Origin of the sequence: Solibacillus kalamii (assembly GCF_002174535.1) — a bacterium.
Classification (GTDB): domain Bacteria; phylum Bacillota; class Bacilli; order Bacillales_A; family Planococcaceae; genus Solibacillus; species Solibacillus silvestris.
In genome coordinates this window covers 1-11,655 of sequence record NZ_NHNT01000011.1, presented here as the reverse complement: position 1 = coordinate 11,655, position 11,655 = coordinate 1, and the positions used below count along the sequence as shown (strand labels likewise).

At 38.6% G+C, this 11,655-nt stretch carries 13 protein-coding genes and 8 tRNA genes; 20 read left to right on the top strand and 1 reads right to left on the bottom strand.

Translation table 11 applies throughout. From position 1 onward, the window contains the following. Positions 1-2: 2 nt before the first annotated feature. Complete coding sequence (locus CBM15_RS14495; RefSeq protein ID WP_087618063.1) at positions 3-626, bottom strand: rhomboid family intramembrane serine protease; 624 nt, start codon at positions 624-626, stop codon at positions 3-5. A gap of 89 nt (positions 627-715) precedes the next feature. Here CBM15_RS14495 and acpS point away from each other — a divergent pair, with 89 nt between their 5' ends. The 20 genes from acpS to CBM15_RS14395 all read left to right on the top strand — a co-directional run bounded on the left by acpS (position 716) and on the right by CBM15_RS14395 (position 11,436). Continuing rightward, positions 716-1,069 (top strand): holo-ACP synthase, encoded by a 354-nt coding sequence (gene acpS / locus CBM15_RS14490; protein WP_008405783.1) that lies wholly within the window; start codon positions 716-718, stop codon positions 1,067-1,069. 65 nt (positions 1,070-1,134) lie between these two features. After that, the gene (locus tag CBM15_RS14485; RefSeq protein ID WP_008405782.1) at positions 1,135-2,127 is read left to right on the top strand and encodes a LolA family protein; all 993 of its coding nucleotides are present in this window, start codon (positions 1,135-1,137) and stop codon (positions 2,125-2,127) included. A gap of 283 nt (positions 2,128-2,410) precedes the next feature. Continuing rightward, positions 2,411-3,529, top strand: coding sequence for an alanine racemase (gene alr / locus CBM15_RS14480; RefSeq protein WP_087618062.1), 1,119 nt, complete (start codon positions 2,411-2,413; stop codon positions 3,527-3,529). Positions 3,530-3,695: 166 nt separating this feature from the next. Beyond that, on the top strand, positions 3,696-3,983 hold the full coding sequence (locus CBM15_RS14475; RefSeq protein WP_008405780.1) for a hypothetical protein: 288 nt from the start codon (positions 3,696-3,698) through the stop codon (positions 3,981-3,983). Between the two features lie 4 nt (positions 3,984-3,987). Further along, complete coding sequence (locus CBM15_RS14470; RefSeq protein ID WP_008405778.1) at positions 3,988-4,338, top strand: type II toxin-antitoxin system PemK/MazF family toxin; 351 nt, start codon at positions 3,988-3,990, stop codon at positions 4,336-4,338. Between the two features lie 274 nt (positions 4,339-4,612). After that, a complete protein-coding gene (locus CBM15_RS14465) occupies positions 4,613-5,014 on the top strand; it encodes an anti-sigma regulatory factor (RefSeq protein ID WP_014822537.1) in 402 nt (133 codons plus the stop codon). 13 nt (positions 5,015-5,027) lie between these two features. Next, entirely contained in the window at positions 5,028-6,023 is a 996-nt protein-coding gene (locus CBM15_RS14460) for a PP2C family protein-serine/threonine phosphatase (RefSeq protein WP_087618061.1), read from the top strand. Positions 6,024-6,094: 71 nt separating this feature from the next. Further along, on the top strand, positions 6,095-6,427 hold the full coding sequence (locus tag CBM15_RS14455) for an STAS domain-containing protein (RefSeq protein WP_014822538.1): 333 nt from the start codon (positions 6,095-6,097) through the stop codon (positions 6,425-6,427). Next, on the top strand, positions 6,427-6,897 hold the full coding sequence (rsbW, locus tag CBM15_RS14450) for an anti-sigma B factor RsbW (RefSeq protein ID WP_014822539.1): 471 nt from the start codon (positions 6,427-6,429) through the stop codon (positions 6,895-6,897). The genes CBM15_RS14455 and rsbW overlap by 1 nt, the downstream gene beginning before the upstream one ends. Beyond that, complete coding sequence (sigB, locus tag CBM15_RS14445; RefSeq protein WP_008405769.1) at positions 6,875-7,660, top strand: RNA polymerase sigma factor SigB; 786 nt, start codon at positions 6,875-6,877, stop codon at positions 7,658-7,660. The genes rsbW and sigB overlap by 23 nt, the downstream gene beginning before the upstream one ends. Before the next feature lie 126 nt (positions 7,661-7,786). Beyond that, positions 7,787-9,958, top strand: coding sequence for a Tex family protein (locus tag CBM15_RS14440; RefSeq protein WP_087618060.1), 2,172 nt, complete (start codon positions 7,787-7,789; stop codon positions 9,956-9,958). A 75-nt stretch (positions 9,959-10,033) separates the two neighbouring features. Continuing rightward, a complete protein-coding gene (locus CBM15_RS14435; RefSeq protein WP_087618059.1) occupies positions 10,034-10,501 on the top strand; it encodes a SprT family protein in 468 nt (155 codons plus the stop codon). A gap of 194 nt (positions 10,502-10,695) precedes the next feature. Then, positions 10,696-10,771, top strand: a tRNA-Asn gene (locus CBM15_RS14430). 5 nt (positions 10,772-10,776) lie between these two features. Beyond that, positions 10,777-10,851, top strand: a tRNA-Glu gene (locus CBM15_RS14425). A 30-nt stretch (positions 10,852-10,881) separates the two neighbouring features. Then, positions 10,882-10,957: transfer RNA gene (locus CBM15_RS14420), tRNA-Asp, on the top strand. A gap of 4 nt (positions 10,958-10,961) precedes the next feature. After that, positions 10,962-11,036: transfer RNA gene (locus tag CBM15_RS14415), tRNA-Gln, on the top strand. 4 nt (positions 11,037-11,040) lie between these two features. Continuing rightward, positions 11,041-11,116, top strand: a tRNA-Lys gene (locus tag CBM15_RS14410). Between the two features lie 54 nt (positions 11,117-11,170). Further along, positions 11,171-11,256, top strand: a tRNA-Leu gene (locus CBM15_RS14405). Positions 11,257-11,266: 10 nt separating this feature from the next. Then, a tRNA-Arg gene (locus CBM15_RS14400) sits at positions 11,267-11,343 on the top strand. A gap of 19 nt (positions 11,344-11,362) precedes the next feature. Continuing rightward, positions 11,363-11,436 (top strand) — tRNA-Gly (locus tag CBM15_RS14395). Positions 11,437-11,655: the final 219 nt, after the last annotated feature.

Genomic DNA, 11,655 nt, shown 5'->3' with positions numbered 1-11,655 from the left:
TTTTATTTTACCCGTCTAATGGGCTGTTTACGCCAGCGTCCCATATTTTTAGGGTTAAAGTAAACAACCCCTAAAATAAAGCCGGTAACCAAACCGCCTAAATGTGCAGCAATATTAATATTTGGTGTTAAAAATGTCATAATAATACTAATCACAATTAACGGCAATATTATTTGCCGTAACTGCGGGAATAAATGTCTTGTGTAATAAACAAGGGCCCCGAACGCCCCAAAAATTCCGTACAGTGCTCCACTTGCCCCTACGCTGGCATAATAGGCATCTTGTGTTGCGTAAGTGGCAGCAACACCAAAAATTCCGGCTAAAAAGTATATTGTTAAAAATCGCATTTTGCCGGCGATTTTCTCGAGCTCCGGACCAAATAAAAATAGGGAGAACATATTAAAAAGAACGTGCATAAAACCTGCATGTAAAAACATGGACGTAATAATGCGCCACCATTCACCGGCTGCAATGAGTCCATTGACGCTCATACCGGCATAAAGTAATTCTTCGCCGAATCCCGGGATTAATGTTAGGACGAAAACAATTAAATTAATTGCTATAATTGATGATACGACCGGATATAACGTAATGTACTGTTTAAAATTTTCTCTACGAATAAACATGTTCCACCTCAATTAAGTCGATACAAAATAAAACGTATTTTATTTATTATACATTGGAGTAATGAGGAAAAGAAAGGGAGAGCTATTAAATGATTAAAGGGATTGGATTAGATTTAGTAGAATTGGATCGAATTGAAAAAATGATAGGACGTTCGGCGAAATTTGCACAACGAATTTTAACGGAAAGGGAACTTGCCGTGTTTAATACATTATCGGACTCACGCAAAGTGGAATTTCTTGCAGGTCGCTTTGCTGCAAAGGAAGCTTATTCAAAAGCAAATGGCACAGGCATCGGTAAGGGCTGTGAACTTCATCAAATAGAAATTTTAAAAGAAGAGCAAGGGAAACCTGTTTTATACTTTGATGGTGAACAGGTGAACGGGTTCATTTCCATTACTCATACAAGGACAACAGCAGCTGCTCAAGTAATCTTAATGCAATAATACATACATGCACACCTTGGCTCATATAGTAATTTATCGAAATAGATAATCGAAAGGGTGAATCTTTGAAACTCCGACTGCTAGTAGTTGTCGTTTGTTGTCTCTTTTTGGCGGCGTGTGGAAAAGCTACAAAGGATGAAGTGATTGAGGATGTCAACAAGAAGTGGAATGACGCAAAAGGTTATGAATTAAGTGCTTCGATGGAAGTTCGGACAGGCGCAGAGCCACGTATTTACGATGTGAAGGTTTGGCATACAAAACCAGATTTTTATCGGGTGGCAGTTAATCCAAAAGGTGAGTCAGAACAACAGTTAATCGTCCGAAATGAAGAAGGTGTCTTTGTTGTCACGCCATCATTACGTAAAACGCATAAATTCCAAAGTGAATGGCCGAAACAAAATAGTCAGGCGTATATAATTGGGGCATTAGCCGATGATTTAGTGTCAGATTCAAAAGCAGTAATGACTGAAGATGATGCGAGCTATACTTTTGAAGTAGCAACACGAAATGTAGACCAAACAGCACTGCCGGTACAGCAAATTGTAATTGATAAGAAAACGATGCTTCCGACAAAAGTAAGTGTGATGGATGAATCTTTACAAGAACAAGTTGTGATTACATTTGCCGACATTAAATTAGGTGTGAAGCATACTGCAGAAGAGTACGCTGTAGAGAAATTCTCTGAAAAAGAGGAAAAGAAAGCCGCATCAGCAGAAGTGGTGGACACAGAGTTTAGTGTATATTACCCTACGATCGACTGGGCACATACTAAGCTGACAGATGAGTTTGAAGTGCAGGAAGATGGAAACACACGAGTTATTTTGACATTCGAAGGGGAAAAGCCATTTACACTAATGCAGCAGCCGATTCAATCCGATGATACAATATTACCTGTATCTGGGGACCCGGCGGATTTAGGCTATACAATAGGGGCTATTACTGATAACTCAATTCAGTGGGACAAAGATGGCATGACCTTCTTTATCGCTTCCACAAAATTAACGAAGGATGAATTACTGGAAGTAGCTGCAAGTGTGCAGGAAAGTAGTATGAAATAAACTTCAATCAGTGGGGGCTCATCCCCCACTAAGCTAAAAACATCACATCCAGTGACAACCCATGTGTGACTAATATCGTGATGGACCGAACTAATCTGGTTTTTAAAAAAATATAATTCTAAACTTGTTTTTAAATTGTATTTTATGGTTATATTTAAGTAGAGACATCTTGCGTATACAAGCGCAAGATGATTTCTTTTCGTATACGGATTTAATAATGGTTTACTCAAAATTACATAAATAACAGTAAGTTTAATCTTATAAAAAGAGGGTAAAAGTCGAAATGAATACTCCTATTTATTACAGACCAACAAAAGCAGTAATTGATCTTCAAGCAATCACACATAACATTTCTTCACTACAAAACTATATAGGACCGAAAATCCAAATAATTGCTGTAGTAAAGGCAAATGCATATGGTCATGGAGACGTGGAAGTTGCAAAAACGGCAATTGAGGCCGGTGCAACAATGCTTGCTGTCGCAACACCGGACGAAGCAGTACATATTAGAGAAAATTTTAAGGATATTGATATTTTAGTGTTAGGTGCTTCACCACATACTTTTATTCCGTATGCATCAGCTGAAAATATTATTCTTACTGTATTTTCAACAGAATGGTTGCAAAAAGCACAGCAATATACACCACTGTTGAATCAGCTGAGATTTCATATTAAAGTTGATTCGGGCATGGGGCGTATCGGTGTTTCCACTAAAGAAGTACTAATGGAATTGTATACAATGATTAATTCTTCCGATGATTTTTTAGTGGATGGAATATTTACGCACTTTGCTACTGCAGATGAAGAAGATTCGATGTACTTTGACAATCAGGCTACCCTATTCAAGGACTTTTTAGGTGCACTGCCACAAAAGCCTCGTCTTGTTCATGTTGCCAATACAGCGACCGCATTAGTGAAAGATCCTACTTTGCATTATGATGCGGTACGTTTCGGCATTTCCATGTACGGATTATTGCCTTCAAGTTATGTAGGCACAAAATTACCTTTTCCGATTAAGCCAGCCTTTTCCTTGCAGACAGAACTTGTACATATTAAAAAAATGCAAGCTGGTCAATCGGTAGGCTATGGTGCAACATATACTGCAGAAGAGGATTGCTACATCGGAACAATACCGATCGGCTATGCAGATGGTATGATCCGAAAGCTTTCTGGCCAAGAAGTGCTTGTTGGAGGAAAAAGAGCGAAAATTGTCGGCAGAATTTGTATGGATCAGAGTATGATTTTACTCCCGGAAGCATATAATGTTGGAGAAGAAGTTGTACTAATAGGCTGCCAACAGCAAGAGGAAATCACAATAGATGATTGGGCTCATAAACTCCAAACAATTAATTACGAAGTGCCATGTGTAATTACAGCTAGAGTTCCTAGGGTATATAAATAATCGATGTAATATTACTGTAAAAAAACTTCAAATATACAAAACAAGTATGTCCATATTTATTCATTTATTGCGAGAATTGTCAGTTTTTTAATTTTCCTGTCTTTTCATTGTAGCCAATCAATGATAGAATGAATGGGAAATGGGATGTTCGGTGGAGGTGCTTGTTTTGTACGCGAAGGAATTAGTAGAAGTAGAAGAAGTAGTAATTGACATACCAAATGAGCTAGTAACGCAATTCGAAAGAACGTTTGGGCGTAATACTGAGAATGGTTATATGATGGCGTATTTGGCGACTCAAAATTATACAAAGCATATGCAACCAAATCAAATACGGGAAGCTTTAATAAAGGGCTATGTGGAAATGTCGCAAATTAATCTGACAATTTGCAGTGAGTGCTTGCATGCAGAGTATGAAGCGGAACATATGGTGGAGCGTCTCGTAAGCGGGGGATGACAATTTGATTGTAAAACGTGGAGACGTTTTTTTTGCTGACCTATCACCTGTGGTAGGGTCAGAACAGGGCGGGACTAGACCCGTTCTTATTATTCAAAATGATATTGGAAATCGCTTTAGTCCAACCGTCATAATAGCTGCAATAACTGCGCAAATTCAAAAAGCAAAGTTACCTACACATGTTGAAATCGATGCGAAAAAGTATGGTTTTGAGCGTGATTCGGTAATTTTGCTTGAACAATTGCGTACAATTGATAAATCACGGTTAACAGATCGTATTACTCAGCTAGATGCGAAACTAATGCAAGAAGTAGATATAGCTCTTAATATTAGTTTAGGACTCGTAAAATTTTAATACATAAAAAAACATCGAAACATTTCGTTTCGGTGTTTTTTATTATTATAAATAAAAGTACCTTATAATTTTAAGGTAAATAGTAAACTGTAATCATGAAATATTATGGTAGTTTCCTTAAAATTATAAATATATCAAAAAAATGGTTTAAAATTTATATCCAACTAAACTACAAGGATAACATATGGTATAATGGCAAAGATTAATAATTCAAAAAATTGATACTGTACGTTAACTCCATAGAAAGAAAAAGTAGGAAATTGGGGGCACTATGATGAATGCGAAATCTACCGTAGAGATTGTAACAGAATGGGATATTGTAGCTGCACGCCAACTTGGACGTAACGAGGCGAAAGCAATTGGCTTTGGCGCGGTAGATCAGGCTCGAATTACGACGGCGATAAGCGAACTGGCTCGAAATATTTATTTATATGCCCGATCCGGGGAAGTTACGATAGAGCGTATTAGTAATGAAGAGAAAGTTGGCCTTCGCATAATAGCGGCAGATAAAGGACCGGGAATTAGTAATTTGAAAAAGGTAATGGAAGACGGCTATTCTACTTCAGGTGGGCTTGGAGCGGGTCTGCCAGGAGTCAAGAGACTAATGGATACAATGGACATACAATCCAATGTAGGGAACGGTACGACAATAGTTATCGAAAAATGGGTAAAGTAGGATGTGATAAAATTTGAAAGAGCTGCAAACTCAATATCAAAAAATATTATCGGATTTTTTGGCAAACCAAACTGAGCGAAATTTGTATATAGGCCAAAATTTTATTCGACAGTTAATCCAAAAAAAAGTAGCTCCAGAAGAAGTTATCAATATCCACAAATATGCGATAGAGCAAATTTATCCAGATCTACCAGAAGATATTTCGCATAGCTATGATTTTCTAATTGAGATTATGGTACACTTTGGTTTAACTTTAAAGGAGCATCAAAGTTTACTGGAACAGCAAGAAGAACTGCGTATGGAGATGAATGTTGCTACAAAAATTCAGAATATGATTCTCAGAACAACAGTACCCATGTTGGATCAGATTGATATTGGGATGCTATCTGTACCAATCCGCAAAATGAATGGTGATTATGTTCACTTTTTAAACAACAATGACTCAGTTGTCAGTGTAGCAGTGACGGATGTTGTCGGAAAAGGTGTACCAGCAGCCCTTTGTATGTCGATGGTTAAGTACGGGCTAGATACACTTGAGTATGCAACGAAAGATCCATCATACATTTTGGAAGTGTTAAACCGCATTATTGAAAAAAGTGTTGATGATAGTATGTTTGTCTCGATGTTTTACGGGACATATAATATTAAAGAAAGCAAATTTACATATGGGTCAGCTGGACATGAACCTGCTATATATTATAATGCTCGTAAAAACACTTTCTTTGATTTGGAGTCAAAAGGTTTATTGTTAGGTGTCATGCCGGAAGTCACGTATCCACAGTATGATATTCATTTGGAGGATAATGATTTTATCGTTATGATTACAGATGGGGTAACGGATTTCCGTAAGCAAGGAGAACTGGACCCCCGGGATGTGATTAAGAATTTGGCATTAAGCTGTAACCATCTTTCAGCTCAGAAAATGTGTGAGGAAATGTACACTTATTTGAAAAACTTGCCGGATTTTGAATTAGAAGATGATTTTACGGTTGTTATTTTTAAAAAATAAATAAATAATTATGTTTGAACTCCTGTACATTGGGGAAAAGTAATTAGGTTTATAGATGGAGGTGTCTAATAATGAATGTTAATGTTCAATTTAGAGAAGATGGAAACGTATTAAAAGGCTATATCGAGGGTGAAATTGATACGTACACAGCCCCGATTTTACGCGAAGAGTTAGAGACTGTTCAAATTGTGGAAGGCCGAAAAATCGAATTAGATTTATCAAAAGTAAATTATATGGACAGTACAGGATTAGGAATATTTGTTGCATTTTATAAAAAAGTTACGAGAGAAAATGCATCATTAAAATTAGTCAACTTATCGAATCGTTTAGTTAGATTGTTTGAAATTACAGGTTTAAGTGAATTAATGAGTATTGAGATTGATGAGGAATTGGAGTTGAAATGATGAGAGCATTTGACTATATTGAAATTCGAGTGCCTGCCAAATCGCAATATGTAAGTGTAATCCGGCTAACAATTTCAGGATTAGCGATGCGAGTTGGGTTTACTTATGATGAAATTGAGGACTTAAAAATTGCTACAAGTGAAGCGGTGACAAATGTTGTACACCATGCTTATAAAGCAAACGAGGAAGGAGAAGTTGTGATCGGCTGTGCGTTATTTGAGGACAAGATCGAAATAATGGTTGCAGATTACGGTGTCAGCTTTAACTTTGAAGAGATTAAATCAAAAGTTGGTCCATATCATGAAAATGAAAACGTAGCACTATTACGTGAAGGTGGATTAGGGATTTATTTAATGGAGACTTTAATGGACGAAGTGAAATTAAATAACGAAGGTGGCGTCACTGTTTTCATGACAAAGTATGTCTCGAGAGAGCAGGTGAAAGGGAATGTCGAAAGAATCACTACCTAAAAATACATCAAAAGAAGAAGTGCTAAATTGGATTGCAGAATATCAGGCGAGCGGCTGTGAAGAATCACAAACTAACCTTGTGCTCCATTATCAGCAGTTAGTCGAGTCGATTGCACGCAAATATTCACATGGTAAATCTTATTATGATGATATTGTACAAGTAGGGATGCTTGGTTTATTAGGTGCGATCCGACGATTTGACCCTTCTTTTGGCAGAAGTTTCGAGGCGTTTGCTGTTCCGACAATCGTAGGTGAAATAAAACGCTTTTTACGTGATAAAACTTGGGACGTGCATGTTCCGAGACGTATTAAAGAATTGGGACCTAGAATCAAGGCGGCAGTCGAAGCATTAACGACGTCCTTACAACGTTCCCCATCCATTACTGAAATTGCGACATATTTAGAAGTACAGGATGAGGATGTATTGGAAGCGATGGAGATGGGACGAAGCTATCAGGCACTATCGATGGATCATTCAATCGAATCGGATTCTGATGGCAGTACGGTAACGTTATTTGATGTAGTGGGTCGAGAAGATACAGGTTATGAAGTGACAAACCGCAGAATGATTGTAGCTGATGCGATGAATGTATTAAATGAACGTGAGCGACAGATTATCCAGTTAACATATTTGGAACAGCTTAGTCAAAAGGAAGCCGGGGAGAGACTCGGTATATCCCAAATGCACGTTTCGCGAATTCAACGTAAAGCCATTAAAAAATTACAAGATGCCATCACAGCAAGCGGCGGCGTCTCGTTATAAATTTTAGGAGTCTACTAACTTAGATTAGTAGGCTCTTTTTTATGCATAAATTCATCGCTTTTTTGGGAAACAATACAAATGGAATGGTACACTAAAAGAAAGTTTTAAATTTAAAGGAGTGGCATGATGGATCAACAAAAAATGTTACAAATAATCGCGAAAGATGCAAAAGTAGAGCCAAAGCAAGCAAAAGCGGTTATTGGGCTACTGGAAGAAGGTAACACAGTACCTTTTATCGCCCGTTACCGAAAAGAAATGACAGGTTCTCTTGATGAAGTTCAAATAAAAGCAGTGGAAGACCGCTACCATTACATACAGCAGCTCGAAACACGGAAAGAGGAAGTGCTGCGTTTAATCGATGAGCAAGGTAAATTAACGGAAGAACTACAAACTGCTATTCAAGCATCAACTGTTTTACAGCGTGTGGAAGATTTGTACCGACCATTTAAACAAAAGCGTCGTACAAAAGCAACGATTGCAAAAGAACGTGGCTTGGAACCGTTAGCTGAAGAGCTTTTAAAGTTTACAAAGCGGACGATGGAGGAAATGGCAGCTCCTTATTTAAACGAAGAACAAGGTGTTACTTCGATTGAAGAAGCATTGGCGGGTGCACGCGATATTTTAGCAGAGCGATTTGCCGATGATGCCGCAATTCGTGAAAAATTACGCACACTATCTTGGCGAGAAGGCAAGCTTGTCACAACATTAAAAAATGCGGAAAAAGATGAAAAACAAGTATTTGAAATGTATTACGAATATGAAGAACCTGTTCATCGAATTGCACCCCACCGTATACTGGCGGTAAACCGCGGTGAAAAGGAAGAAGTGATTCGTGCAACGATTGAAGTTCCGATTGATAAAGCGACAACTCAAATGGAAAATCATTTTATACCTAGAAATTATGTAGGTCCATCTGTCAACGAGGTGAAATTGGCAGTTGCAGATAGCTATAAACGTTTAATTAAACCATCTATTGAAAATGAGCTGCGCGCAGAACTCTCATCAAAAGCAGAAACACAGGCAATTCATATTTTTTCGGAAAATCTCCGCAACTTATTATTACAGCCTCCAATGCGCGGTAAAATGGTACTTGGTGTAGACCCTGCATACAGAACCGGCTGTAAATTGGCGGTAGTGGATGAGACAGGTAAGATGATTGAAGTTGGCGTTATTTATCCCCACACTACGTCGGATCCTTCGAAAGCGAAAGCGACAGTGAAGGCATTATTAAAAAAATACCCGATTAGTATTATTGCAATTGGTAATGGGACAGCTTCACGAGAAACAGAGCAATTTATTGCAGAACTGTTGAAAGAAGCAGATGGAAACATTGCATATGTTATTGTCAACGAGGCTGGGGCTTCCGTATACTCGGCTTCTGAAGTGGCGCGAGCGGAGTTTCCGGATTTACAGGTGGAACAACGGAGTGCTGTTTCGATTGCCCGTCGTTTGCAAGACCCATTATCCGAGCTTGTGAAAATTGACCCGAAAGCTGTCGGTGTAGGGCAGTATCAGCATGATGTGTCCCAAAAGCAGCTCGCAGAATCACTAACATTTATTGTGGAAACAGCGGTAAACCAAGTTGGGGTAGATGTAAATACAGCTTCGGCCTCCCTTTTACAATATGTATCTGGACTCTCAAAAACTGTTGCAGAAAATATTGTGACAATGCGTAGTGAAAACGGCCAATTTACATCACGTGCCCAACTGAAAAAAATCCCGCGATTAGGTGCTAAAACATACGAGCAGGCGGTCGGTTTCTTGCGTATTGCAGATGCTAAAAATCCGTTAGATGCTACAGGTATCCATCCCGAAAGCTATAAATTAGCTGAAGCTGTATTAGAGGCAGCAGGATTAACGAAAAAGGATGTCGGAACAGCGAAAGCTGAAGAAGAAATCAGCAAGTTAAATTTAAAAACATTAGGTGAGAAATTGGATGTAGGGGAAGTTACGTTGAAAGATATTGTAGATACACTAATAAAACCTACCCGTGACCCTCGTGATGCTTTCCCGCAACCGTTATTGAAAACCGATGTACTTCAAATGGATGACTTGCAAGTCGGGATGGAACTGCAGGGGACAGTTCGGAATGTTGTTGATTTTGGAGCGTTTGTCGATATCGGAGTTAAGCAGGATGGACTTGTCCATATTTCCAAATTGCAAAAGGGTCGTGTTAAACATCCATTAGATGTTGTTTCGCTTGGAGATATTGTGACAGTTTGGGTAGAAAAAGTAGAAGCTAATAAAGGTCGTATTTCTTTAACGATGTTAACTCCTGAAAATCAACATAGCGTGTAAAGAGCATAATTTTCAATTATAATAAAAAGCGCATAGCTGATATGCGCTTTTTATTAATTTAAGGGGGGTTGGCATATGACGGACGAACAGGCACAAAAGTTAGTTGAGCAATTATCAAATGAATTTTTTGATCGACCGTTTATTCATAAAGCTTATTTTAATAGTCGGTTGAAAACGACGGGCGGACGGTATATGTTAAACAGTCACAATATTGAACTTAATAAAAAACTGTATGACCAGTTCGGAATAGAGGAGTTAAGGGGAATTATTTTACATGAACTTTGCCATTATCATCTTCATATTTTAGGGATGGGTTATAGGCATGGAGATGCAGATTTTCGGAATTTATTGAAAAAAGTTGGAGCACCACGTTTTTGTTCTACTTTGGAACAGCCTAAAGAAAAGCAGGTGCAAAAGACAATACATATATACAGTTGTACGAATTGCGGACAAATATATAAGAGAAAAAGAAAAATGGATATAAAAAAGTATTGCTGCAGTATTTGTAAAGGGAAAATTAAATTTCTTCGAAGCGAAAAATAATTTGAAAAAGATGTTTAAAAATGAATGAATAAAGGTATACAGTATTTATGTTATTTTTTAAAGAAAATGATTTTTGCTCTATATATAGGAAGAGATTTTTTCTTTAATTTTTTTTAGGAAAAGTGTTGACGAAACGGAAATCGCTCTCTATAATAGTAAAAGTCGACAAGATGATGTCGCAACGAAGTAATTATTCCGAAGTAGCTCAGTTGGTAGAGCATCCGGCTGTTAACCGGCAGGTCGCAGGTTCGAGTCCTGCCTTCGGAGCCATTAGTGGCCCGTTGGTCAAGTGGTTAAGACACCGCCCTTTCACGGCGGTAACACGGGTTCGAATCCCGTACGGGTCACCACTTATATTTTAATAATGAAGATTTACTAATGGTCCCGTGGTGTAGCGGTTAACATGCCTGCCTGTCACGCAGGAGATCGCCGGTTCGATCCCGGTCGGGACCGCCATTTTTGGGGTATAGCCAAGCGGTAAGGCAACGGATTTTGATTCCGTCATGCCCTGGTTCGAATCCAGGTACCCCAGCCATTTAGAGCCATTAGCTCAGTTGGTAGAGCATCTGACTTTTAATCAGAGGGTCGAAGGTTCGAGTCCTTCATGGCTCACCAGTTTTCATATTGACAAATTATTTCAGAGATGTATAATAATTATTGTCGGATGAAGCGGTCGTGGCGGAATGGCAGACGCGCTAGGTTGAGGGCCTAGTGGGGGCAACCCCGTGGAGGTTCAAGTCCTCTCGGCCGCACCAAAAATTCCCGGCGCCCGTAGCTCAATTGGATAGAGCGTCTGACTACGGATCAGAAGGTTATGGGTTCGACTCCTGTCGGGCGCGCCATAATATACTATAATATAATGCGGGTGTAGTTTAGTGGTAAAACCTCAGCCTTCCAAGCTGATGTTGTCGGTTCGATTCCGATCACCCGCTCCAGTTTCATTAAATAAAACTGTTGACATTCAAAACAGAATGTTGTAAGATATAAAAGTTGTCACTTAAGACTACACAATGAACCTTGAAAACTGAACAAGCAACGTTAATGAAACAAGCTTCTTAAATGAAGCAAACAATAGATTTCAACTTCTAACGAAGTTGGATCGCTAGCAAAGCAAATGAGCTTTCAAACTACTTTTATGGAGAGTTTGATCCTGG

What these genes read in the sequence shown, in the direction of transcription:
- CBM15_RS14495 (WP_087618063.1), bottom strand. Translation starts at nt 626, where the DNA reads ATGTTTATTCGTAGAGAAAATTTTAAACAGTACATTACGTTATATCCG.
- acpS (WP_008405783.1), top strand. Translation starts at nt 716, where the DNA reads ATGATTAAAGGGATTGGATTAGATTTAGTAGAATTGGATCGAATTGAA.
- alr (WP_087618062.1), top strand. Translation starts at nt 2,411, where the DNA reads ATGAATACTCCTATTTATTACAGACCAACAAAAGCAGTAATTGATCTT.
- CBM15_RS14465 (WP_014822537.1), top strand. Translation starts at nt 4,613, where the DNA reads ATGAATGCGAAATCTACCGTAGAGATTGTAACAGAATGGGATATTGTA.
- CBM15_RS14455 (WP_014822538.1), top strand. Translation starts at nt 6,095, where the DNA reads ATGAATGTTAATGTTCAATTTAGAGAAGATGGAAACGTATTAAAAGGC.
- rsbW (WP_014822539.1), top strand. Translation starts at nt 6,427, where the DNA reads ATGAGAGCATTTGACTATATTGAAATTCGAGTGCCTGCCAAATCGCAA.
- sigB (WP_008405769.1), top strand. Translation starts at nt 6,875, where the DNA reads ATGTCGAAAGAATCACTACCTAAAAATACATCAAAAGAAGAAGTGCTA.
- CBM15_RS14440 (WP_087618060.1), top strand. Translation starts at nt 7,787, where the DNA reads ATGGATCAACAAAAAATGTTACAAATAATCGCGAAAGATGCAAAAGTA.
- CBM15_RS14435 (WP_087618059.1), top strand. Translation starts at nt 10,034, where the DNA reads ATGACGGACGAACAGGCACAAAAGTTAGTTGAGCAATTATCAAATGAA.